Source organism: Neisseria sp. P0021.S007, from assembly GCF_051956855.1.
Genome location: NZ_JBQCXA010000002.1, coordinates 23232 through 44997, shown reverse-complemented (window position 1 = coordinate 44997; position 21766 = coordinate 23232). Strand labels below are relative to the sequence as shown.

23 protein-coding genes and 1 other RNA gene are annotated in these 21766 nt (G+C 51.2%); 9 read left to right on the top strand and 15 right to left on the bottom strand.

Annotation, left to right across the window (positions count from 1 at the left end):
* Position 1 precedes the first annotated feature (1 nt).
* Positions 2-1771, bottom strand: coding sequence for a gamma-glutamyltransferase (gene ggt / locus ACTHUR_RS03240; protein ID WP_049335672.1), 1770 nt, complete (start codon positions 1769-1771; stop codon positions 2-4).
* 482 nt (positions 1772-2253) lie between these two features.
* On the opposite strand from ggt, the gene gnd reads away from it, so the two are divergent.
* Entirely contained in the window at positions 2254-3702 is a 1449-nt protein-coding gene (gnd, locus tag ACTHUR_RS03235) for a decarboxylating NADP(+)-dependent phosphogluconate dehydrogenase (protein WP_004519195.1), read from the top strand.
* Positions 3703-3897: 195 nt separating this feature from the next.
* Here gnd and ACTHUR_RS03230 read toward each other — a convergent pair whose 3' ends face one another.
* Positions 3898-4848, bottom strand: coding sequence for a D-2-hydroxyacid dehydrogenase (locus ACTHUR_RS03230; protein WP_004519196.1), 951 nt, complete (start codon positions 4846-4848; stop codon positions 3898-3900).
* A 128-nt stretch (positions 4849-4976) separates the two neighbouring features.
* Between ACTHUR_RS03230 and ACTHUR_RS03225 the strand changes: the two genes are divergently transcribed.
* Together ACTHUR_RS03225 and dinG are read left to right on the top strand one after the other, a co-directional pair.
* On the top strand, positions 4977-5195 hold the full coding sequence (locus tag ACTHUR_RS03225) for a DUF2061 domain-containing protein (RefSeq protein ID WP_070826381.1): 219 nt from the start codon (positions 4977-4979) through the stop codon (positions 5193-5195).
* A 164-nt stretch (positions 5196-5359) separates the two neighbouring features.
* Entirely contained in the window at positions 5360-7510 is a 2151-nt protein-coding gene (dinG, locus tag ACTHUR_RS03220) for an ATP-dependent DNA helicase DinG (RefSeq protein WP_049335670.1), read from the top strand.
* A gap of 68 nt (positions 7511-7578) precedes the next feature.
* Here dinG and ACTHUR_RS03215 read toward each other — a convergent pair whose 3' ends face one another.
* Positions 7579-8034 carry a GNAT family N-acetyltransferase gene (locus ACTHUR_RS03215; protein WP_440361242.1) on the bottom strand — a complete coding sequence of 152 codons (456 nt, stop codon included), beginning with the start codon at positions 8032-8034 and terminating at the stop codon, positions 7579-7581.
* Between the two features lie 166 nt (positions 8035-8200).
* Between ACTHUR_RS03215 and ACTHUR_RS03210 the strand changes: the two genes are divergently transcribed.
* Positions 8201-8467, top strand: coding sequence for a DUF3079 domain-containing protein (locus ACTHUR_RS03210; protein ID WP_003686685.1), 267 nt, complete (start codon positions 8201-8203; stop codon positions 8465-8467).
* Positions 8468-8549: 82 nt separating this feature from the next.
* Here the strand turns inward: ACTHUR_RS03210 and ACTHUR_RS03205 are convergent, their stop codons facing one another.
* Positions 8550-9032, bottom strand: coding sequence for a dihydrofolate reductase (locus ACTHUR_RS03205; protein WP_049335666.1), 483 nt, complete (start codon positions 9030-9032; stop codon positions 8550-8552).
* A gap of 197 nt (positions 9033-9229) precedes the next feature.
* Here ACTHUR_RS03205 and ACTHUR_RS03200 point away from each other — a divergent pair, with 197 nt between their 5' ends.
* Complete coding sequence (locus ACTHUR_RS03200; RefSeq protein WP_049335665.1) at positions 9230-10027, top strand: factor H-binding protein; 798 nt, start codon at positions 9230-9232, stop codon at positions 10025-10027.
* Between the two features lie 89 nt (positions 10028-10116).
* Here ACTHUR_RS03200 and asd read toward each other — a convergent pair whose 3' ends face one another.
* Positions 10117-11232, bottom strand: a complete 1116-nt coding sequence (gene asd / locus ACTHUR_RS03195) for an aspartate-semialdehyde dehydrogenase (RefSeq protein WP_049335663.1) — start codon at positions 11230-11232, stop codon at positions 10117-10119.
* A 241-nt stretch (positions 11233-11473) separates the two neighbouring features.
* Between asd and ACTHUR_RS03190 the strand changes: the two genes are divergently transcribed.
* The gene (locus tag ACTHUR_RS03190; RefSeq protein WP_004519205.1) at positions 11474-12046 is read left to right on the top strand and encodes an RDD family protein; all 573 of its coding nucleotides are present in this window, start codon (positions 11474-11476) and stop codon (positions 12044-12046) included.
* 89 nt (positions 12047-12135) lie between these two features.
* Positions 12136-13458, top strand: coding sequence for a murein transglycosylase A (gene mltA / locus ACTHUR_RS03185; RefSeq protein ID WP_004519206.1), 1323 nt, complete (start codon positions 12136-12138; stop codon positions 13456-13458).
* Between the two features lie 106 nt (positions 13459-13564).
* Here the strand turns inward: mltA and rnpB are convergent.
* The 7 genes from rnpB to ACTHUR_RS03150 form a co-directional block, all read right to left on the bottom strand.
* Positions 13565-13926, bottom strand: an RNA gene (rnpB, locus tag ACTHUR_RS03180) — RNase P RNA component class A.
* A gap of 53 nt (positions 13927-13979) precedes the next feature.
* Positions 13980-14687, bottom strand: coding sequence for a hypothetical protein (locus tag ACTHUR_RS03175; protein WP_049344923.1), 708 nt, complete (start codon positions 14685-14687; stop codon positions 13980-13982).
* Between the two features lie 54 nt (positions 14688-14741).
* Positions 14742-14975: a hypothetical protein gene (locus tag ACTHUR_RS03170; protein ID WP_049322987.1), complete on the bottom strand. Its 234-nt coding sequence runs from the start codon at positions 14973-14975 to the stop codon at positions 14742-14744.
* A 13-nt stretch (positions 14976-14988) separates the two neighbouring features.
* Complete coding sequence (gene ruvA / locus ACTHUR_RS03165; protein ID WP_049344922.1) at positions 14989-15573, bottom strand: Holliday junction branch migration protein RuvA; 585 nt, start codon at positions 15571-15573, stop codon at positions 14989-14991.
* Between the two features lie 98 nt (positions 15574-15671).
* Positions 15672-16391 (bottom strand): septal ring lytic transglycosylase RlpA family protein, encoded by a 720-nt coding sequence (locus ACTHUR_RS03160; RefSeq protein ID WP_150540554.1) that lies wholly within the window; start codon positions 16389-16391, stop codon positions 15672-15674.
* A gap of 48 nt (positions 16392-16439) precedes the next feature.
* Complete coding sequence (gene trmL / locus ACTHUR_RS03155) at positions 16440-16904, bottom strand: tRNA (uridine(34)/cytosine(34)/5-carboxymethylaminomethyluridine(34)-2'-O)-methyltransferase TrmL (RefSeq protein WP_049335654.1); 465 nt, start codon at positions 16902-16904, stop codon at positions 16440-16442.
* Positions 16905-16968: 64 nt separating this feature from the next.
* Positions 16969-17685 (bottom strand): ComF family protein, encoded by a 717-nt coding sequence (locus ACTHUR_RS03150; RefSeq protein ID WP_440361241.1) that lies wholly within the window; start codon positions 17683-17685, stop codon positions 16969-16971.
* Between ACTHUR_RS03150 and bioH the strand changes: the two genes are divergently transcribed.
* Positions 17684-18430, top strand: a complete 747-nt coding sequence (gene bioH, locus ACTHUR_RS03145; protein WP_308538594.1) for a pimeloyl-ACP methyl ester esterase BioH — start codon at positions 17684-17686, stop codon at positions 18428-18430. The two genes, ACTHUR_RS03150 and bioH, sit on opposite strands and share 2 nt — an antisense overlap.
* A 60-nt stretch (positions 18431-18490) precedes the next feature.
* Positions 18491-19297 (top strand): methyltransferase, encoded by an 807-nt coding sequence (locus tag ACTHUR_RS03140; protein ID WP_049322981.1) that lies wholly within the window; start codon positions 18491-18493, stop codon positions 19295-19297.
* A gap of 67 nt (positions 19298-19364) precedes the next feature.
* On the opposite strand, the gene ACTHUR_RS03135 is transcribed toward ACTHUR_RS03140, so the two are convergent.
* From ACTHUR_RS03135 to ACTHUR_RS03125, 3 genes are all read right to left on the bottom strand, one after another.
* Positions 19365-19613, bottom strand: coding sequence for a BolA family protein (locus ACTHUR_RS03135; RefSeq protein ID WP_003686612.1), 249 nt, complete (start codon positions 19611-19613; stop codon positions 19365-19367).
* A 126-nt stretch (positions 19614-19739) separates the two neighbouring features.
* Positions 19740-20069, bottom strand: coding sequence for an FKBP-type peptidyl-prolyl cis-trans isomerase (locus tag ACTHUR_RS03130; protein ID WP_094192864.1), 330 nt, complete (start codon positions 20067-20069; stop codon positions 19740-19742).
* A 138-nt stretch (positions 20070-20207) separates the two neighbouring features.
* A complete protein-coding gene (locus ACTHUR_RS03125; protein WP_049333127.1) occupies positions 20208-21383 on the bottom strand; it encodes a cytochrome-c peroxidase in 1176 nt (391 codons plus the stop codon).
* Positions 21384-21766: the final 383 nt, after the last annotated feature.

Sequence of the window (21766 nt, the reverse complement as noted above, 5' to 3'; positions counted from 1 at the left end):
ATCAATCGCCCATGACTTTGCCTTCACGGCGCGGGTCGGCGCCGCCGAGTAAACCTTCTTTGCCGATCACAATGCCTTGCACGCCGGAATTCAAATCGCGGATTTGAACTTTATAGCCCAATTTTTCCAACGCAGCTGCTTTATCCGCCGCAGCGGTTTTATCCTCGATCTCATACTGGCTGCCGCGATTAAGCATATTCGGCAGAGAGATTGCCGCCTGAATGTCCATGCCCCAGTCGATATGCGCCACCAGCGTTTTGGCAACGAAACCGATGATGCGGCTGCCACCCGGCGAACCGACTGCCATATAAGGTTTTCCGTCTTTCATCACAATGGTCGGCGCCATCGAAGAACGCGGACGTTTTCCACCAGCAACGCTATTTGCCACCGTTTTACCATCCTCTCCGACAGGATTGAAGGCAAAATCGGTTAATTCGTTGTTGAGCAGATAACCGTTTGCCATCAGCCCCGAACCGAACGCGTTTTCAATCGAAGTCGTCATCGATACAACGTTACCGTCTTTATCCACAACCACCAAATGGCTGGTGGACGGCAGCTCGACCGCCATGCCCTGCGCGTATGCTTTGCCAAACTTGCCTGCCTGAATAGTTTCCAATGCCTTGTCAGCCTTGCGGATTTCTTCGGCACGCGGTTTCAAATAAGCTTGAGAAATCATGGCACGGGTCGGAACGTTTACAAACTTGGGATCGCCGACATAATAATCACGGTCGGCAAAAGCAATCCGCGACGCATCGCCTATCCAGCGCCAACTGTGGATATTTTCCGATCCCAACGCTTTCATATCCTGATTCTGCAATACGCCCAAAATCTGCCCCAAAGCGATTGCGCCGGAACTTGGCGCGCCCATGCCGCAAACTTCATATTCACGATACGGCGCACAAACCGGCTTACGCTCGATAACTTGATAGTTTTTCAAATCCGCCATGCTGATTTTGCCAGGATTATCCACAGCACTGGTAACGGCACGAACAATATTCTGCGCCTGCATTCCCTGATAAAACGGCGCACTGCCTTTTTCCGCCAATAGACGTACGGAACGCGCAAATTCAGGGTTTTTCAACACCGTTCCCGCAGCCAAAGGTTTGCCGTCAGGCAGGAAGTAAGCGGCGGTTTGCGGATAACGTTGCAAGGGTTCCAAATTTTGCTCGATGGATTTCGCCATACGCGGAGAAACAGCAAAACCTTGTTCCGCCAAAGTAATCGGTTTCTCAAACAAACTTGCCCACGGTAATTTGCCGTAACGCTTGTGGACATCTTCGAGCAGCTTTGGAATCCCCGGCACACCGACCGAACGGCCGCCGACCACTGCTTTCATAAAGCCCATCGGTTTGCCGTTTTCGTCCAAGAAAAGCCCCGGCGTTGCCGCTTTCGGCGCCGTTTCACGGGCATCAAACGTCGTCAGCTTTTTCGCCTTATTGTCCCAATACACCAAAAACGCACCGCCGCCCAATCCGGAAGACTGCGGCTCAACCAGTCCCAAAGTTGTCTGCATGGCAATCATCGCATCTATCGCACTGCCGTCGCGCTTCAAAATTTCATAACCGGCTTCAGTTGCCAGCGGATTGGCAGACGCCGCCATATAATGTTTGGCGCGGATTAATTTCTGCTCCGTCAGACCTGTTCCTTGCTCCGGCGCATGGTTGTCCACAGATACAGAGGGCAGGGAAACTTGGGGCTTTTGAACCGGCTGTTGCGCACAAGCGGCCAAAATCAAAACGGATAACAGTTTAATACTAAAGGAAAACTTCATATGCACACCCTTATTGACATATTTTCAGACGGCCTTTTCCCAGCTTAAATAAAAGGAAATATGAAAATAGCTTGAAATAAAAAACCATTTGACTATTTCTCTAGTCAATCAGTTCCAATTGGAGAAGTATAAAACAAGCTAAGATTGTGCACAGGCAAAAAGTTACCCACAGAATGGAGCGGCAGGAAAATTTTATCCACATCTGCAAACAAGGCCGACCTTACTTTATCCTCATCAAAAAATATTAGCTAAGTATTTGAAAATTTTTTGTAATCAAAGTTATCAACAATCTGTAGCAGCACTCAATATCATCTTCTATTTATTATTTAAAATCTAAATTATAGTTTATTTTCCTAAAGGCAAAGGCCGTCTGAAACGTAAAGGCATCTTTTCAAAAAATTAAAAAGTTAAGGATTGTTAAAAACGTGTAAATCAGCTAGAGTTACGCTAGATAAAATTAATCAATAACGGAGTTTCACAAAATGAAAGGCGACATTGGCGTAATCGGCCTTGCCGTAATGGGGCAAAACCTGATTCTCAACATGAACGACAACGGCTTTAAAGTTGTCGCATACAACCGGACGACTAGCAAAGTAGATGATTTTTTAAACGGCGCAGCCAAAAATACCAATATTATCGGTGCATATTCACTGCAAGATCTGGTTAATAAATTAGAAAAACCACGCAAAATCATGATGATGGTACGCGCTGGTTCTGTTGTGGACGACTTTATCGAGCAACTTGTCCCGCTTTTGGACCAAGGCGACATTATTATTGACGGCGGCAACGCCAACTATCCCGATTCCACCCGCCGCACCCACGAGCTGGCGGCAAAAGGTATCCGCTTTATCGGTGCCGGTGTATCCGGCGGTGAAGAAGGCGCGCGTCACGGTCCTTCTATCATGCCCGGCGGCGATGAAGCCGCATGGCCTGCCGTCAAACCGATTTTCCAAGCCATCTCCGCCAAAACGCCTCAAGGCGAACCTTGCTGCGACTGGGTCGGCCGTGACGGTGCGGGCCACTTCGTCAAAATGGTGCACAACGGCATCGAATACGGCGACATGCAGTTGATTTGCGAAGCGTACCAATTCATGAAAGACGGTTTGGGCCTGTCTTATGACGAAATGCACCAAATCTTCAACGAGTGGAACAAAACCGAACTGGATTCTTATCTGGTCGAAATTACCGCCGCGATTTTGGGTTACAGAGATGAAAACGGCGAACCTTTGGTCGAAAAAATCCTCGATACCGCAGGTCAAAAAGGTACAGGTAAATGGACCGGCATCAATGCCCTCGATTTGGGTATCCCGTTGACCCTGATTTCCGAAGCCGTATTTGCACGTTGCGTGTCCGCGTTTAAAGACCAACGCACCCAAGCAAACAGCCTGTTTGGCAAAACCATTACCCCGATTGAAGGCGACAAAGCCGCATGGGTCGAAGCCCTACGCCAAGCCCTGTTGGCATCCAAAATCATTTCTTATGCACAAGGCTTTATGCTGATCCGCGAAGCCAGCGAAAACAACGATTGGGCATTGAATTACGGCAATACTGCCCTCTTGTGGCGCGAAGGCTGCATTATCCGCAGCGCGTTCTTGGGCAACATCCGCGACGCATACGAGGCCAATCCTGATTTGGTCTTCTTGGGTTCCGATCCTTATTTCAAAGGCGTATTGGAAATTTGTCTGCCTGCATGGCGTAAAGTGGTGGCCAAAGCGATTGAGTGCGGTATTCCGATGCCTTGCATGGCTTCCGCAATTACCTTCCTTGACGGCTACACTTCCGAGCGTCTGCCCGCCAACCTGCTGCAAGCCCAACGCGACTACTTCGGCGCGCACACTTACGAGCGTACCGACAAACCGCGCGGCGAGTTTTTCCATACCAACTGGACAGGCAAGGGCGGCGATACCGCTTCAACCACATACGATATTTAATTTGCCCGGGCAAACAAAAGGCCGTCTGAGTATTTCAGACGGCCTTTTTATAGGGTTATCCACAATGAAGAATGAAATGATTTAATCTACTTGATAGATAACTTTATGAAATAAATAAAGATAAATAAAGGCCGTCTGAATATTTCAGACGGCCTTTAAAATTGTTCACAACCTTATCAACAGGTTTTCCATAGATTAAACCAGATTTTGCGGATTGCCGGCCACGAAGCGGTTGATGTTATCCAAAAGGATGTCAAACAGGCGGTTTGCGGCTTCTTGGCTTGCCCATGCAATGTGTGGCGTGACGATGAGGTTGGGCAGTCGGGCTTTCAGCAGAGGGTTGCCGTCGCGCGGCGGCTCTTGTGTCAACACGTCAAAACCTGCACCGCCGATTTGGCCGTATTTCAACGCCGCAACCAAAGCGGCTTCATCGACCAAGCCGCCGCGCCCGCAGTTGATGAGGATGGCGCCGGGTTTCATTTGTTGCAATTCGGCTTCGCCTATCATGTTTGCCGTTTGCGGTGTGAGTGGACAATTAAGCGACACGACATCGGCGGAGCGGATGGCTTCGTCAAAGGAAACATAGCCGTCGCGGACGCTTTGGGCATTTTTATGTTCGGCGAACACGACATTCATTTTGAAAGCCTGAGCATAAGTTGCCAGTGTTTTACCGATATTGCCGCGACCGAAAATCGCCAGCGTTTTGCCGTTCAAATCGCGCATCGGTGCGCCGAGGTAGCAGAAAAACGGCGAGTTTTCCCACAAGCCTGCCGCAACGTCGCGCTGGTAGGCAGGCAGGTTGCGCATCAGGGTAATCATCATCATAAACGCGTGTTCCGCCACGGATTCATTGCCGTAAGCGCGGATATTGCACACTGCCGTACCATTTTGTTTGGCGGCCTCAACGTCCACATTGTTGACGCCCGTCGCGGCTAGCGCAATCAGTTTGAGCTGCGGGTTGGCGGCGATGTGTTCGGCGGAAATCACGACTTTGTTGGTAATGATGATGTCCGCACCCCGTATGCGCGCCAGCGTTTCGTGCGCTTCGGTTGTGCCGTAGCTGCTTAATGTGTGTGGAAAATCAAATTCAAACGGGCGATTGACGAGGGTATCGCGGTCGAGGACGACAATTTGGAGCGGATTCATAAAATTCCTATCAAAAATAAAATATCGATTTATAAAATCTAAATTAGGATAAAGGATTTAAAATATACGTGTTAGTTGATAATAATTATTATGTAGCTATTAAAACATCAATGTATCAGGAAAACAGCATGATTAAAACCATTACATTTGCTATTTTGCATTTCAGCGTCGCATTTAGTGTCGCCTATATTCTGACCGGCAGTATCGGCGTTTCCAGCGCGGTGGCTTTGGTCGAACCCATCGTCAATACCGTCGTCTTTTATTTTCATGAAAAAGCGTGGAACCGCTACGAGAAAAACAAATCCGAAAAGCAAAAATTGTGGGTGCCTCTGCATCAGTGCGGCTAAAGTTTCAGACGGCCTTTTGCTTGGTTAAAACCGATTATGGTTTTTCGGTTCGTCCATTGCCATCAAAATGCCAAACCCTAAAATAGAGTAAGACTTTACGAAGGCTTCATTAAGGTAAAAATGCTAAAATACGCTATTCTTGCAAACCCATTCAGACGGCCTCAATGCTCACCGATTTAGAAAAAAACGCCATCCGCGACCATTACCAAAACATTGGCAAAAACCTGCCCGGTTTCCGTCCGCGCGCTTCGCAGCGGGAAATGATTGCGGCGATTGCCAACGCTTTTTCGCGGACGTTGACGCGTGAAGAAGGCGAAGAAGCGCCCAAACGCGAGGGTGAGAGCATTGCCGTGATCGAAGGGCCGACCGGTGTGGGTAAATCGTTGGCCTACCTTTTGGCCGGCGGCATCATGGCGCAAACGCGCGGCAAATGGTTGATCGTCAGCAGTGCGACGGTGGCTTTGCAGGAGCAGTTGGTTGACCGCGATTTGCCGTTTCTGGTCGAAAAAAGCGGTTTGGAGCTGACCTTTGCGCTTGCCAAGGGACGCGGCCGTTATCTTTGCCCCTACAAACTCTATCAACTGACGCAAAACAATGCCCAGCAAAACCTGCTTGGTTTTGAAGCGCCGGAAGTGTTGTGGGACAGCAAACCCAAGCCTGAAGAATTGAACCTGCTGCGCGACATTGCCGATGAATTTTCCGCCCGCCGCTTTAATGGCGACCGCGACACTTGGCCGGAAAAAATCGATGACACGATTTGGCTCAAAGTGACCAACGACCGCCACGGCTGCCTGAAATCCGCCTGTCCCAACCGTCCGGAATGCCCGTTTTACCTGGCACGCGATGTCTTGGAAACCGTCGATGTCGTCGTTGCCAATCACGATCTTCTGCTTGCCGACATCAGTATGGGCGGCGGCGTGATTCTGCCTGCGCCTGAAAACAGTTTCTATTGCATAGACGAAGCGCACCACCTGTCCAAAAAAGCCCTCAGCCGCTTTGCCGCCGAACATTCATGGAATATTGCCGTTTGGACGCTGGAAAAACTGCCGCAGCTTACCGGCAAAATTGCCGCGCTGACCGATAAAGCCGAACTTGCCAACCTTGCTGACGAAGCTGCCACATCCTTGCTCGATAGCCTGCATGAATGGCAGTTCCATTTGGCGGAAGAGCCGTCTTTAAGTCTGGGGTCGTCTGAAAACGACAGGCGGAAACACAACGAACCGACTTGGCTGTGGGAAGACGGCAAAATCCCCGAAGGCCTGGAAACCACAGTTTCCAATACGGCCATTGCTGCGCGCAGCCTGCTCAAACACGTTATCGGCCTGAACGATGCGCTTTCCGCCGCGCGCCGCGAAAAAGAGCAGGACGGCGCGCTCCTCGACCGTCTGACCAGCGAGTTCGGCCTTTTTATCGCCCGTATCGAACAAATCAGCGCGGTTTGGGATTTGCTCTCCACCGTTCCCATTGAAGGCGAAGAGCCGTTGGCGAAATGGATAACCCGCCGTGCCGACGACAAAAACGACTACATTTTCAACGCCAGCCCCATCAGCAGCGCATCCCACCTTGCCAACAGCCTGTGGCGGCACGCGGCAGGCGCAGTGTTGACTTCGGCCACCCTGCAATCGCTCGGCAGCTTCAACCTGATTTTGCGCCAAACAGGCCTATTATGGTTGCCCGAAACCACCACGCTTGCATTGGAAAGCCCGTTTAATTTCGATGCGCAAGGCGAGCTGTATATTCCGCCGGTTCAAGCCAGCCCCAAAGACCCTGATGCGCATACGGCCGCCATTGTCGAATGGTTGCCGAAGCTGGTTTCGCCGGTTGAAGCCATCGGTACGCTGGTGTTGTTTTCCTCGCGCAAGCAAATGCAGGATGTCGCCTTACGACTGCCTGACGAATACTTACCGCTTCTGCTTGTGCAGGGCGAGTTGCCCAAGGCCGTTCTTTTACAAAGGCACCATCAAGCTATTGCCGAAGGTAAAGCCAGCATTATTTTCGGCCTCGACAGTTTTGCCGAAGGCCTCGACCTGCCCGGTACGGCCTGCGTGCAAGTCATTATTGCCAAGCTGCCGTTTGCGATGCCGGACAATCCCATCGAGAAAACCCAAAACCGTTGGATTGAACAACGCGGCGGCAATCCTTTTATCGAAATTACGGTGCCCGAAGCCAGCATCAAACTGATCCAAGCTGTCGGCCGCCTTATCCGTACCGAACAGGATTACGGCCGCGTGACCATCCTCGACAACCGCGTCAAAACGCAACGCTACGGCCAACAATTATTGGCTTGTCTGCCGCCGTTTAAGCGGATAGGGTAGTTGTGGATAATTCAAAGGCAGAGGCCGTCTGAAATCAAATGTTCAGACGGCCTTTTATTCTTTTCAAACTATAAATCCAATTTCATGACGGATACGGTTTCCCCGTTGTGCCAAGTCTGCGTGATTTCTTTCCAGCCGAACTTTTCATACACGGCTTGCACATCCGGCGTATAGAGAAACAGATGCGGCAAACTCAGTTCGCGTGCTTTATCCAGACAAAACGAAACCAGCTGCCTGCCTACGCCCAAACCGCGAAATTGCGGCAAAACGAACACATCGCCCAGCCAATATTCGTGTTCGGGAAAACACGCCATATCAAACCGCTTTAATGCTGCCGAACCCATCAGCCGCCCTTCATTATTCACAGCCGCAAACGCCAGCGGCAAGTTATCCCCATCAAGGCACTGCGCGTAATACGCACGGATTTTGTCCAGAGACGACCACGGCGCAAAATCGTGCCACTCCTCAAACAGCGCGAGGGCTAAAGGCTCGACAAATTCAGGCTTCAGACGGCATATGTTCATATCGGGTCCTTTTGTTGTACCGCGTAGGGATTATTTTTGCAGTATAGGCCGTCTGAAAGGTTAACACATCTTAAAAAATCAGCGTAAAACACGATAAACCCGCCGCCAGTCCCATTCAAATCACTTATAATTCTGCCGTACCGCACACAAACAAAAGAAGAACATCATGGCCAAGAAATTTCCCATTTTCCCGAAAAATCCCGAGCGTATCTGCTGGGGTTGCGACAAATATTGCAAAGAGGACGATTTGCAATGCGGCAACGGTTGCGAGCGTATCCAACATCCCATCGAGTTGGACGGCCGCGACTGGTATAAAAAAGGCGACTGGAGCAATTTGTTGAGCGAAGAGCAGCAAATTGAACTTGGACTGAAAGAAGCGCCCAAGCCGGCCAAACCGCATATCAAACTGCCTTTGAAAAATAAAACAGCTTAAACGGTATGCCGTAAATAAACGAAATAAAAAGGCCGTCTGAAACCTGAAAAACAGGATTTCAGACGGCCTTTGTGCTGTCGGATTATGCCTTCACATAATGCACAAACGCGTATTCGATGCCTTTGGCGGAAACATGGTTTTCCCAAGAAGCTTCTTGCCATGTTTCTGTGGAAAACTCAGGAAAAAACGCATCGCCGTCCACATCCAAACCGACTTCGGTCAAACGCAAATCCGTGGCAATCGGCAGGGCTTGTGCATAAATTTGCGCGCCGCCCATGATGATGACTTCTTCAACCCCCTGACACAAAGCCAGCGCATCTTCCAAAGAGGCCGCCGTTTGCGCGCCTTCGGCCTGATAATCTTGGCGGGTGATGACGATATTTTGACGGCCGGGCAGCGGTTTGCGCGGCAGCGACTCCCATGTTTTGCGGCCCATAATGACGGGTTTGCCGTTAGTGTAGGATTTGAAAAAGGCAAAATCCTCGGGCAAATGCCAAGGCATGGTGTTGTTGATGCCGATACAGCGGCGGGCGGCATAGGCGGCGATAAGGGTGATTTTAGGCATAATGAAATCCGTTTGCAAAATAGAATGATTATAGCGGAAGGGAGGCGGGAAGGACTGAATGCCCGATATTATAAAAATGTTTCAACATTTATAAAATCAATATTCAAAATACTTAATTTTGACAAAAATCATTTATTGTTCATTTTTTTAGGTATATGATAAATATCATATCAAATAAAAAAGGAAAGGAAAAAATGATGAGAACCCTCTGTATTTCTGCTTTGACTGCCTCCCTGTCTTTGATGTTGACTGCCTGCGGCGGCGCAACAAGCGGCTTGTCGAATGCCGTGACCGAGCCGCTCAATCCGCATCCGAAAGGCGTGTTGTCCGTTGAATTGAACGAATCCGTCCCTGAAAACGGTACGTTGGAGCTGACCGCCAACGGTAAAACGCAAACCCTGCAAAAAGGCGGCAAACTCGATACCGGCTTTTTGAAAACCGATAAAGTATCTTCTTACGACTACGCCCAAAAAATCAAGGTAAACGGTCAAGTCATCACTTTGGAAACGGGCGATTTCCAAGTGTATAAACAAAATTATTCCACTGTTGCCGCGCGTTACGCCAAACAAAAAGCCGATGACGCAGGCAAGCTGCAAAACCTCGATACATACATATTTACCGTCGGCGAAGTCCAAGGCGATGAAACAGCGTATCGCAATTTACCCAAACAAGGCAGCTATCAGTATTCGGGGATCGCGTTTAACGGCGACGACCGCAGCGGCCGTCTGAAATACACTGTCGATTTCGATAAAAAACAAGGTTACGGCAAAATCAGCAGCATGGCTTCCCACAATAATGTCGACCTGCTTGCCGCAGGCATTGCCAATAACAACGGAAAAGCCGCCATCAGCGGTAAAACCAGTTTGAACGGTATCGAAAACGGCCGTTACGATTTGAAACTCTTCGGCCCGCAGGCTGAAGAAATTGCCGGTAAGGCGCAAATCAAAGTTGGCGATTCCACCAAAGAAATCGGTTTGGCCGGTAAAAAAGAATAGGAAACAAGGCCGTCTGAAAGGTTCAGACGGCCTTTTTGTGACAAAAAAAGCAACGGCCCAAACCGTTGCTTTTTTCATGCCAACCTAAATTACAGGCTGCCCAAGATAATGCGCAATACGCGGCGCAACGGCTCGGCAGCGCCCCACAAGAGTTGGTCGCCGACAGTGAATGCGCTGATGTATTCGCCGCCCATGCCCAGTTTGCGGATGCGTCCGACAGGGACGGACAGCGTGCCGGTGACTTTGGCGGGCGTCAGCTCGTGGATGCTGGCTTCTTTTTCGTTGGGGATGACTTTCACCCAATCGTTCGCGCCTGCCAAAATCGCTTCAATTTCAGAAACGGGTAGATCTTTTTTCAGCTTCAGGGTGAGGGCTTGGCTGTGGCAGCGCATAGAGCCGATGCGTACGCACAAGCCGTCAATCACGGTCGGATTGTCGCTGCGGCCGAGGATTTTGTTGGTTTCCACGCCGCCTTTCCATTCTTCTTTGGACTGGCCGTTGCCCAAGTCCACGTCAATCCACGGAATCAGGCTGCCGGCGAGCGGTACACCGAAGTTGGCTTTCGGATAATCTTCGCTGCGCAGGAAATCGGACACTTTGCGGTCGATGTCGAGAATCGCGCTGGAAGGATCGGCAAGCTCGTCTGCCACTTTGGCGTGAATCGCGCCCATGCCGTTGATGAGTTCGCGCATGTTTTTCGCACCCGCGCCGGAAGCGGCTTGATAGGTCATGCTGGTTGCCCATTCGACCAAATCGTTTTGGAACAAACCGCCCAAAGCCATCAACATCAGGGAAACGGTACAGTTGCCGCCGATGTAGTTTTTCACGCCGTTTTTGAGGCCGTTGTCGATGACGTTGCGGTTGACAGGGTCGAGGACGATAATCGCGTCGTCTTTCATGCGCAGGGAAGAAGCCGCGTCAACCCAGTAGCCGTTCCAGCCACTGTCGCGCAGGGGTTGGAAGACGGATTTGGTGTAATCGCCACCCTGACAAGTAACGATGATGTCCATTTTTGCCAATTCGGCAACATCGTTGGCATCCAACAATGTTTTGGCTGCCTGACCGAAATCAGGGGCATCGCCGCCGACGTTGGAAGTGGTAAAGAAAAATGCTTCGGGAATGTGGGCGAAGTCGTTTTCTTCTTTCATACGCTGCATCAAAACAGAGCCGACCATACCGCGCCAGCCGACAAAACCTACTTTCATGTGTTACTCCTTACAAAGAAAATCCGGATAAGTTTATAGTGCATTAACAAAAATCGGAACGGCATCGCCTGCCGTTTTGTTCAGACTTTTGTTAACCCACTATAAAAAAGGGGAAAACAAACGTTTTAACGCCGTCTGCGGAAAATGTAAAGGTTTTTATCGAAATTTTTTAGAATGATGGAAAAATAGGTTAAGATGGCAATGAAATTGCATCTCATTAAATAGCACAGAGGAAGATTAAATGAGCGAAATCAATTTGTCGGATTTGCCTAAAACAGAAATAGTAGATGTCCATATTGCTTCGCCGGGGGCGAGGGTTGCGGCATATTTGTTGAATAATCTGTTTACTTTTTTGATATGGTTGCCATTCATCGTGATGGTAGTTTTCACTTTAGATGAAAGCAAAAAATTAGTTTCGGAATCTTCTCTTTTTAATACCCCTGAATATTTTGCCATAACATTTTTTATTTCTTTGGCTGTTTATTTGGTTTTTGGTATTGTCCAACTGTATTACATGAGCCGGGACGGTCAGTCTTTAGGTAAAAAAATTATGGGCATCCGGGTGTTAAAAAATGACGGAAGCAATCCGGGCTTTGAAGGAACGGTTTTAATCCGCGAAGTTGTCTGGGCGCTTGCTGTTGGTGTTGTGGTAACTATTGTATCGTTGGCAATAAGTGACACGGGTGGAAACCTGATTTCTCTGCTTATAGCCTTCATTAACTTCATCATGCTCTTCTCCGTCAAACGCGACCGCCGCACGCTCTACGATATGCTGGCCGATACGGTTGTCGTCAAATTGCCGCCGCGCCGATAAATGGCTTTTTTGTGTTAAAATCAGCACTTTCCAACATAGGCCGTCTGAAAAATAGCTTTCAGACGGCCTTTCGACACGCTATTGATTCCATGAAAAAACATCTGTACCGCATCACGCTCGTCAGTATTGCCGCAGCCATTCTTGCCGCCTGTCCGAGCAAAAGCATTAAAAACCTCCCCGAAACCGACACCAGCGTTATCAAAGGCCCTGACCGCCCCACCGGTACGCCCGATCCCATCGGTACGACAGTGAGTGGGGGAGGAGCAAACTATACCGTAGTTTCCTACAACGAATTGCCGCACTGGGATCTCCAACACTTTACCAAAAGCCTGCAGTCTTTCCGTTTAGGCTGTGAAAAACTTAAAAACCGCCAAGGCTGGCAGGACGTTTGTATCCAAGCCATGCAAACACCGGTGCACCATTTCCAAGCCAAACACTTCTTTGAACGCTATTTCACCGCATGGCGCGTCGATAACGGCGGCAATCCTGCCGGCACCATTACCGGCTATTACGAACCGGTCCTGCACGGCGACGACAAAGCCACAAGCCAATCCCGTTTCCCGATTTACGGCATTCCGAACGATTTTGTTTCCGTTCCGCTGGCTGCAAACTTGAGGGGCAGCAAAGCCACCGTCCGCATCCGCCAAACCGGCCCAAACAGCGGCGTCATCGACAACAGCGGCACATACACGGCCGACTTGTCCAGATTCCCGATTACAGCACGCAGCACTGCGCTGAAAGGCCGTTTTGAAGGCAGCCGTTTTGTTCCTTACCACACCCGCAGCCAAATCAACGGCGGCGCGCTTAACGGCAAAGCGCCGATTTTGGGTTATGCAGATGATCCGGTCGAACTTTTCTTTATGCACATTCAAGGTTCAGGCCGTCTGAAAACACCGTCCGGCAAATACATCCGCGTCGGATTTGCCGATAAAAACGAACATCCGTATGTTTCCATCGGCCGCTATATGGCGGACAAAGGCTATCTGCCGCTGGGTCAGACCAGCATGCAGGGCATCAAGGCCTATATGAAGCAAAACCCCGGCCGTCTTGCCGAAGTTTTGGGACAAAACCCAAGCTACGTCTTCTTCCGCGAGCTGACCGGCAGCAGTGATTCAGGCCCGGTGGGCGCATTGGGTACGCCGTTGATGGGCGAATACGCCGGTGCCATCGACCGTCACTACATCACGCTTGGCGCACCATTATTTGTCGCCACTGCCCATCCGATCACCAAAAAAGCCCTCAACCGCTTAATTATGGCGCAAGATACCGGCAGCGCGATTAAAGGCGCAGTCCGTGTGGATTATTTCTGGGGCTATGGCGACGAAGCAGGCGAAGTGGCCGGTAAAATGAAAACCACCGGCTATGTATGGCAGCTCCTGCCCAACGGCATGAAACCGGAATACCGTCCATAAACAGCGGTTTAAAAAAGGCCGTCTGAAACCAAGATTCAGGTTTCAGACGGCCTTTTTATTTCTATAAAAATGCGGCAGGTTTTAAAAACCTGCCGCGGTATGGGGACATACAGCTCGGACGGTAAGCCGGGTTCTGTCGCGGACAGTCATTCCTCTAGGCACATCATTGCTGGTGTGCTCAAGCAACCTACCCGAACGCTCGGCGAGCAGCGTCATCGCGTTCTGTTTGGTCTTGCTCCGAATGGGGTTTAGCCTGCTGCGCTTTGTTACCAAATGCACGGTGCGCTCTTACCGCACCTTTTCACCCTTACCTGTTTTGCCCGAAGGCAATCATCGGCGGTATTGCTTTCTGTTCCACTTTCCGTCGCGTTGCCGCGCCCGGCCGTTAGCCGGCATTCTGCTCTGTGGAGCCCGGACTTTCCTCCCCGTATGCCTTACGCGATACGCGGCGACTGTCTGTCCGACCTGTATGAGGTGCGGATTATAACACAGCCGCTATAAGGTTCAGACGGCCTAAATATTTATTTTTTCTTTTTAAATGCTATTTCGGTCAAACCCAATTCCTGTGCTTTTTTGCGGACTGCGGATTCGGGCATTTCGCGTGCCAGGCGGCTGGTGCAGTATTCGGTCATGGTGGTGGCGCAGGCTTTGAAGTTGCCGGTAAAGTCGCTGGCGGCACTTAAAAACGGGATGAGGCGGCCGGCCATGATTTCTTCGGCCGGTGCGTCTGTTTGGGCGGATACGCGTCCGGACTCGACCGCCGAGAAGATTTGTTCGGTAAAGCGTCGGACGAAGTTTGCTTCTGTTTGGCAGTCTTGGAAGGCGGTGTTTTCGTGTTGGCAGACGAGGGTAACTTCGCCTTCTGCTTCTTGCAGCGGTTCGGCCAAATCGAGTTTGAGGGTTTGCTTGTCGGTTTGCAGCCAGGCGGTGCGGCCTTGGGTTTTGATGATTTTGCCGTAAACGCCGATGGCATCGTTTTGGGGGATGTTTTTCTGTTCGGCAAGTTGCTGGGCCGAGAATAAGGGGGCTTGTTCGGCAAATGCGCCGCCGGTTTCGTGTTTGAAGTAGGCGGCGAGGTCTTGTTTGATGAGGGCTTGGGTCAACAGTTTTTCGCCTTCGGTCAGGCGGTGTGCGAAGCCGTGTGTTTTGGGGGCGGATGCGGCATCCGTGGTCTTGGCGTCCGGTGTGCAGGCGCTCAGGAGTAAAAGCAGGGGAAGGATGTATTTCATGGTTGGTCTCTCAACAGGCCGTCTGAACCTATGGTTTCAAACGGTCAGCATTGTTTATCGATAACGATAAACCCGGCGGGGATAAACGGGATAGGCCGGGTAATTGCGGACGGGTTCGCTGTCTTGATAGATGACGGTCGTCCCGGGCGGGGCGTTGATGGTCACGGTTTTGTTGACGGTGGTTTGCGCGTGGACGGGCAGGTCTAAGACGGCGGTGCGCCCGTACGGAGTTTCGGTATAAACGCACGCGCTTAGAAGCAAGGCGGCACTCAGGACGGCGGTTTTCATGTTTCAGACGGCCTTATTTGAGCAGGTTTTTTAAGGCCAGGCGCACGCCTTCGCCGACTTCCGTGCCTTTGGGAATGCCTTTGGTGGCGGCTTTGGCTTCGCGTTCGTTGTAGCCGAGGGCAAGCAGGGTGTTGATGATGTCTTGGCTTTCGTCGGCAACGGCATCAGGGGCAAACAGGCCGTCTGAAACGGTATGGGACACGAGTTTGCCGCGCAGTTCCAACACCATGCGTTCGGCGGTTTTTTTGCCGATGCCGGGGGCGGAGGAGAGGCGTTTGACGTCTTCTTCGGCGACGGCTTGCGCCAGCTCGTCGGCATTCATGGCCGACAAGATGCCCAATGCAGTTTTGGCACCGATGCCGCTGACTTTGACCAGTTGGCGGAAGGTGGCGCGCTCCTCGGCCGAGGCGAATCCAAACAGCAAATGCGCGTCTTCGCGGACGACAAGCTGGATGTAGAGATGGACGGTTTCGCCAACGGGGGGCAGGTTGTAGAAAGTCTGCATGGAAACGTCGGCTTCATAACCGACGCCGTTGACGTCGATAACGACCTGCGGCGGATTTTTCTCAATCAATTTACCTGTGAGCCTGCTGATCATGGTGTTCCCCTGTGATTAAAAAAGGCCGTCTGAAACCTTGCAATCGGGTTTCAGACGGCCTTGTATTGTATCAAACTTCAGCGCTAACGCGGACGAAATCAGATGGCGGATACCAGATTCAGATGACGGGCGCGTTCGCCTGCTTCGGCGGCACGTTCTTGGCTGCTGAACGGACCCATTTTGACAACGTATTCGTAGTTGCGTTTTTCCAGCATGACTTTGCTGTCCGACGGCAGGCTTTGTGCGGCTTGGTTCAGATAAGCCTGCGCTTCACGTTGGGTACCGAAGGATTTCAAATCAACAAAAAATTCTTTGTTGTTTGGGGAAATAATGGTTTGAGCGGCGGTTTGGCCGGGGATGATCTGCTCAACTTTGACGTTGGCCGTGCCTTGGTTGATGAAACCCAATTGTTGGGCGGCGGCGCGGGAAACATCGATGACACGGTTGCCGTGGAAAGGGCCGCGGTCGTTGACGCGGACGATGACGCTTTTGCCGTTTTGCATATTGGTCACGCGTGCGTAGCTGGGAATAGGGAGGGTTTTGTGGGCGGCGGAGAGGGCGTTCATATTGTAACGCTCGCCGCTGGAAGTTTTACGGCCGTGGAATTGGTTGCCGTACCATGAGGCTTTACCGGTTTGGCTGAAAGAGGAAACTTGGGTCAGCGGCGTGTAGCGTTTGCCGGCAACTTTGTAACTGCGGTTGGCAGAAGGATGCAGTTTTTCGACTCGAACCACGCTGTCGGCGACGGCGGCATTGATGGAAAGGACGCCGATGGTGGCGGCGGCTAAGGAAAGGAGGTTTTTTTTGGTAAAAGTCAAAACGGGTTCCGTTCTTGAGTTGATAACGCAGCGGTTTCAGACGGCCTGCTATACGCCGCCGGCAAAACCGTTTTGTCGCCATGCTTCAAACAGAATAACGGCGACGGTATTGGAAAGATTCATGCTCCTGCTGCCGGGCATCATCGGCAGGCGGATTTTTTGTCCGGCAGGCAGGCTGTCGAGAACTTCGGCAGGCAGGCCGCGCGTTTCGGGGCCAAACAGCAACACGTCGCCTTCGCGGAAGGAAACTTCGTCGGGGCGGGTAGAGCCTTTGGTGGTCAGCGCGAAAATGCGGCGGCCTTCGAGTGCCTTGAGGCAGTCTTCGAAATTCTCATGTACCGTCAGTTTGGCAAACTCGTGATAATCCAAACCCGCGCGTTTCATTTTGGACGAATCCAAAGGGAAACCAAGCGGCTTGACCAAATGCAAATCGGCACCGGTATTGGCGCACAGGCGGATGATATTGCCCGTATTAGGCGGGATTTCGGGTTGGTACAAAACTATGGTAAACATATAAATCAATCACTTATTGAGTGGCATAATGCCGAAATGTTCCATGGGTGTCAAAAACTTTAAGCTATTTTTTCATTGGCGGACGCGCCAAGCTCCAGCAAAAAATCTTACCTGCGCCTGATTTTTTCAGCGTTTTCGCCAATTCGTCCAAAGTCGAGCCGGTGGTGAAGACATCGTCAATTAACAGAATATTACACGCCTTCGGCAATTCGGCTTTGATTTTAAATGCATTCTTGATATTTCGCCGACGTTCGTCGCTTTTTAGCGTACTTTGCGGCTCGCCATGCCGTCTGAAAACCGCGTGTCGCGGCAGCAGCGTCCAGCCGTAGCGTTTTGCCAAAATATCCGTCAACGCCTCGCTTTGGTTGAATCCGCGCTTGAGCCGCCGCTCTTTGCTCAAAGGCATGGGCAGGACGAAATCGAAGTGTTCTGCCGCCAGCCAGTCCGGTGCGTTTTGGCTCATCAAATCCGCCAGCGGACGGCTCATGCCCAAGTCGGCCAAGTGTTTCAGCTCGCGTATCATGCTGCTGACGGGCGGTTCGTAATACAGCGAGGCCCACATTCTATCAAATGCGGGCGGCTTTTTCTGGCAACCGCCGCACACCGCCCCGCCCGCGACATGGCGGAAACACAAAGGACAGCTTTGTGCCGCGTCGATAAAATATTCCGTCAAATCGTTTGCGCAGCCTCGGCAAAGGCCGTCTGAAACGGAATCGTGGCATAATATGCAACGTCGCGCATTGAGCCGTTTCAAATTGCGCCACCAAGAAAGAACATTCATGCCACACTCCGCCAAAAAAGTTTATCTGATACACGGTTGGGCGGCGAACCGCCATGTATTCGACGATTTGATACCGCGCCTGCCTGCCGGTTGGGACGTCCGCGCGCTTGATTTGCCCGGACACGGCGATGCGCCTTTTACCGAGCCGTTTGATATTGCCGCCGTTGCCGAAGCTTTCGCCGGACAAATCGACACGCCGGCACACATTCTCGGCTGGTCGCTGGGCGGACTGGTTGCCCTGTATCTGACCGCGCTTTATCCTGACAAAATCCGATCGCTCTGCCTGACGGCAAGTTTTGCCCGATTGACTGCCGACACGGATTATCCGGAAGGCTTGGCACAACCTGCCTTGGGCAAGATGGTTGGCGCATTCCAGCAGGATTATGCCAAACATATTAAACAGTTTCTACAACTGCAACTGCTGCACACGCCCCATTCCGGCGAAATCTTAAACCGGGTGCTGCCCGATTTGGCGCGCTGCGGCACGCCTTCCGCCTTACAGGCCGCGCTTGAAGCGGTCAACCATGCCGATGCGCGTCCGTTGTTGCCGCTGATTCAAACGCCGTCATTGCTGGTGTTTGGACAGAAAGACGCCATTACGCCGCCGCGCATGGGCGAATATTTACACCGCCATTTGAGCAACAGCGAGCTGGTCCTTATCGACAAAGCCGCACACGCGCCCTTTTTAAGCCATGCCGACGAATTTGCCGAAATCTACCGCAATTTTGTCGAAAAGGCCGTCTGAAAAAGACTTCAACCATAAAAACAGAATATTGTCGGGCAAAGCCCGCTGACACGACCCACCATGACCGAACAAGACAAACGCTGGCAAATTCACCGCCATCTCGCCCAAGACACCGACGAGCGCCTGCAGCTGGTCCGCAATGCACCCAAACGCATCATGCTGATTGGTGCCGATGCCGACATCAGCCGCAGCCTGCTGGCCGCGCGTTATCCCGACGCCGTGTTTGAAGAATACGATCCGAATGCCGACTTTTTGAAAACCGCCGCCGCCGCGCGCAAAGGCGGTTTCTGGCAGAAGCTGACCGGCAAAACCATTCCGCAACATTGCCAAGCCCTGACCGCGCCGCTGCCTGAAGCCGCCGCCGATATGCTGTGGGCCAACCTCAGCCTCAGCCGCGCCGACGATATTTTGCCGGTATTGAAAAACTGGGCCGCCGCTTTGAAAACCGACGGATTATTGTTTTTCACGCACTTTGGCCGCGACAGTCTGACCGAGCTGACAGGCCGTCTGAACCATGAAGGCATCGAATGCGAAGCGCCCACGCTGATTGATATGCACGACTTGGGCGATATGCTCGCCGACAACGGCTTTTACGATCCGGTAACCGACACGGCCAAGCTTGAATTGAGCTATAAAAAAGCCGGGACGTTTTGGCAGGACATGGAAACCTTGGGATTGTGGAATGCGTTGAAGTTCAGCAATCCGCAAGCGGCTAAGGAATGTGTGGATAAGATTTTTGCCAACGAAGGCCGTCTGAACATCACGCTTGAAACCGTGTACGGCCATGCCGTGAAGAAATTGGTGTTGCCGCAAGGAGAGAACGTGGTGCAGTTTTTCCCGAAAAAACAGATGCAGGCCGGAAGCTGAGGGCTGCTTGGGTTTGAATGCAAAAAGGCCGTCTGAAGTTTCAGACGGCCTTTTGTTTGATTCCGAATTAAGCCTGTTTGGCCGCCCATTCGGCCGGCGTGGCGGCAACGGAAATCGACAGCGCGTGCAATTCGTTGCTTTCGAGTTGCGGCTTGAGACCGTCTTTAATCAGGCGGTGGCGGGCGAGGCGGGCTTTGCCTTCAAATGAGGAGGAAACGATTACGGCGAAGAAGTGATGGCCGTCGCCTTCGACTTCGACGTGTTCGCAAGGGGTAACGCCTTCAATCAGGGTTTTGACTTGTTCGGGTAAAAGCATGGGGGTTCCTTGGGAAATGGTTTGCTTGTAAAAGAGGGCATTATACCGAATCTTGATAAAAACAGGCCGTCTGAAAAACCAAACTTCGGGTTTCAGACGGCCTCGGTCTTTTGAAGCGTCAAATGCTTATTCGTACACTTTCAGCAGCTCGACTTCAAAAATCAAAGTCGCGTGCGGAGGAATCACGCCGCCGGCACCGTGTGCGCCGTAGCCCATTTCGGAAGGAATGGTCAGCTTGCGTTTGCCGCCTTCTTTCATGCCGCCGAAGCCTTCGTCCCAGCCTTTAATCACTTGGCCGACGCCCAGAGTGATGGTCAGCGGTTGACGGCGGTCGAGGCTGGAGTCGAATTTGGTACCGTCTTCCAACCAGCCGGTGTAATGTACGGTGATTTCTTTGCCTTTGACGGCTTCTTTGCCGTGGCCTTCTTGCAAGTCTTCAATAATCAGGCTCATGATGTTCCTTTCGGATGTATGGTGAAAATCGGCTCAAGATTACCATATTGTGCGCAATCGTGAAACAAAGCTGCCCATATGGCCGGCAGCAAAAAGGCCGTCTGAAACGGATTTTCAGACGGCCTTGTTTTATGCTAACCCTTATTTGTTGTCAGGTTGGGATTTGACATCGTGGGAGACGGGCAGCTCAGGCATGGTTCGGGCAGACTCCGGAACATTGCCGGAAAGGGCTTTCAAGAAGGCAACGATGTTTTCAGTGTCTTCCGGAGCCAGGGTTTTACCCAATTGAGCTTTCGCCATGATGTTGACGGCTTTATCCAATTCCCAAACGCTGCCGTTGTGGAAGTATGGATAGGTACGTTCAACGTTTCTCAAGCCGGGAACACGGAAGAAGAATTCGTCTTCGGCTTTTTTGGTTACGTCCGCACGGCCTTTGTCGTGTTTAGGATCGTCGATGTGTTTCCAGTAAGGACCATCCACCAAACCGAATTTTTGGAACATGGTACCGCCCAAGTTGACGCCGTTGTGACAAGCGATACAGCCGTTGTCCATAAATGCGCGTACGCCTTTGCGTTCTTGTTCGCTCAGGGCAGATACGTTGCCTTTCAGGTAGTCGTCCCAACGGGTCGGAGTCAGCAGGGTACGTTCAAACGCGCCCAATGCAGTGGTGATGTTTTTAAAGGAAACCGCGCCGTCTTCAGGGAATGCGGCTTTGAATTTTTCTTGGTATTCAGGGATACCGGCGATTTTGGCGGCGGCATCGGCTTCGGTCGCGTTGGCCATTTCAACCGGGTTGAGCAATGGGCCGCCGGCTTGTTCTTCCACATCGGCGGCACGGCCGTCCCAGAATTGGCTTCCCAACAAGGCGGCATTCAGGGCAGTCGGGGGGTTACGGGCGCCGAATTGGCTTTTGTGGCCCGCGCTGGTCGGCATGTTGTCTACGCCAGCAGTTGCCAAGTTGTGGCAGGAGTTACAGCTGACGGTGTTGCCTTTGGACAGGCGGGTTTCGTACCAAAGTTGTTGGCCGAGTTTGACCTGCTCTTCGGTAAACGGACGGATTTTTTGCATTTCGGCCGCATCAGGCAAAGGTTTGAACACGGTTTGCGCGCGTTCCAACAGGGCTTTGTCTTCGGCAGAAACATCGGCGGAATTTTGAGGGGCCGAAACAGCGGCGGTGCTTGCGGCAGCATCGGCAGCGCTCGCGGCAGAAGCCGCTTGAGGGGTTTCGGTTGTTTGAGCCGTTTTCTCGCCGCAGGCGGTCAGCGCGGCAGAAACGGCCAAAGCCAAAGCGATTTGGTGGAGTTTTAAACGTGGCATAGGAGGGTTCCTTTGTTATGCGTTTGTTATGTCATGGATTGCTGATTGCACCAGCAATATGCCAACTATAAAAGATAAGGCGGTTTTAATTTTTGTTGTAAATCAACCTTTTAAATTTGATAAATTCTGAAAATATCACTGATAGGGAAATTTATACTATGGAACTTTTTTATTATTTATTTACAATTGCTTAGATAAATTAAGGCCGTCTGAAAAAATAAAATTCAGACGGCCTTATTCAGACGGCCTTTTAGTTTTTATTGATTACGTCCGTTATTTTATTTTAAAAAATCTTAATAAATATGGGGTTATTAAAAAATAAAAATAATTTGCGTTATTAAGCATAAAGCGTTATAAATGCGTTAACAAATGAACATTTCACT

Excerpts from the sequence above, each read along its gene's own strand:
- ruvA (WP_049344922.1), bottom strand. The coding sequence starts at position 15,573 with ATGATCAGCAGGCTCACAGGTAAATTGATTGAGAAAAATCCGCCGCAG.
- ACTHUR_RS03170 (WP_049322987.1), bottom strand. The coding sequence starts at position 14,975 with ATGAAAACCGCCGTCCTGAGTGCCGCCTTGCTTCTAAGCGCGTGCGTT.
- ACTHUR_RS03135 (WP_003686612.1), bottom strand. The coding sequence starts at position 19,613 with ATGCTTTTACCCGAACAAGTCAAAACCCTGATTGAAGGCGTTACCCCT.
- ACTHUR_RS03125 (WP_049333127.1), bottom strand. The coding sequence starts at position 21,383 with ATGCCACGTTTAAAACTCCACCAAATCGCTTTGGCTTTGGCCGTTTCT.
- ACTHUR_RS03225 (WP_070826381.1), top strand. The coding sequence starts at position 4,977 with ATGATTAAAACCATTACATTTGCTATTTTGCATTTCAGCGTCGCATTT.
- bioH (WP_308538594.1), top strand. The coding sequence starts at position 17,684 with ATGCCACACTCCGCCAAAAAAGTTTATCTGATACACGGTTGGGCGGCG.
- ACTHUR_RS03205 (WP_049335666.1), bottom strand. The coding sequence starts at position 9,032 with ATGCCTAAAATCACCCTTATCGCCGCCTATGCCGCCCGCCGCTGTATC.
- asd (WP_049335663.1), bottom strand. The coding sequence starts at position 11,232 with ATGAAAGTAGGTTTTGTCGGCTGGCGCGGTATGGTCGGCTCTGTTTTG.
- ACTHUR_RS03150 (WP_440361241.1), bottom strand. The coding sequence starts at position 17,685 with ATGAATGTTCTTTCTTGGTGGCGCAATTTGAAACGGCTCAATGCGCGA.
- ACTHUR_RS03230 (WP_004519196.1), bottom strand. The coding sequence starts at position 4,848 with ATGAATCCGCTCCAAATTGTCGTCCTCGACCGCGATACCCTCGTCAAT.
- mltA (WP_004519206.1), top strand. The coding sequence starts at position 12,136 with ATGAAAAAACATCTGTACCGCATCACGCTCGTCAGTATTGCCGCAGCC.
- ACTHUR_RS03175 (WP_049344923.1), bottom strand. The coding sequence starts at position 14,687 with ATGAAATACATCCTTCCCCTGCTTTTACTCCTGAGCGCCTGCACACCG.
- ACTHUR_RS03215 (WP_440361242.1), bottom strand. The coding sequence starts at position 8,034 with ATGAACATATGCCGTCTGAAGCCTGAATTTGTCGAGCCTTTAGCCCTC.
- trmL (WP_049335654.1), bottom strand. The coding sequence starts at position 16,904 with ATGTTTACCATAGTTTTGTACCAACCCGAAATCCCGCCTAATACGGGC.
- dinG (WP_049335670.1), top strand. The coding sequence starts at position 5,360 with ATGCTCACCGATTTAGAAAAAAACGCCATCCGCGACCATTACCAAAAC.
- ACTHUR_RS03140 (WP_049322981.1), top strand. The coding sequence starts at position 18,491 with ATGACCGAACAAGACAAACGCTGGCAAATTCACCGCCATCTCGCCCAA.
- ACTHUR_RS03190 (WP_004519205.1), top strand. The coding sequence starts at position 11,474 with ATGAGCGAAATCAATTTGTCGGATTTGCCTAAAACAGAAATAGTAGAT.
- ggt (WP_049335672.1), bottom strand. The coding sequence starts at position 1,771 with ATGAAGTTTTCCTTTAGTATTAAACTGTTATCCGTTTTGATTTTGGCC.
- gnd (WP_004519195.1), top strand. The coding sequence starts at position 2,254 with ATGAAAGGCGACATTGGCGTAATCGGCCTTGCCGTAATGGGGCAAAAC.
- ACTHUR_RS03210 (WP_003686685.1), top strand. The coding sequence starts at position 8,201 with ATGGCCAAGAAATTTCCCATTTTCCCGAAAAATCCCGAGCGTATCTGC.
- ACTHUR_RS03200 (WP_049335665.1), top strand. The coding sequence starts at position 9,230 with ATGAGAACCCTCTGTATTTCTGCTTTGACTGCCTCCCTGTCTTTGATG.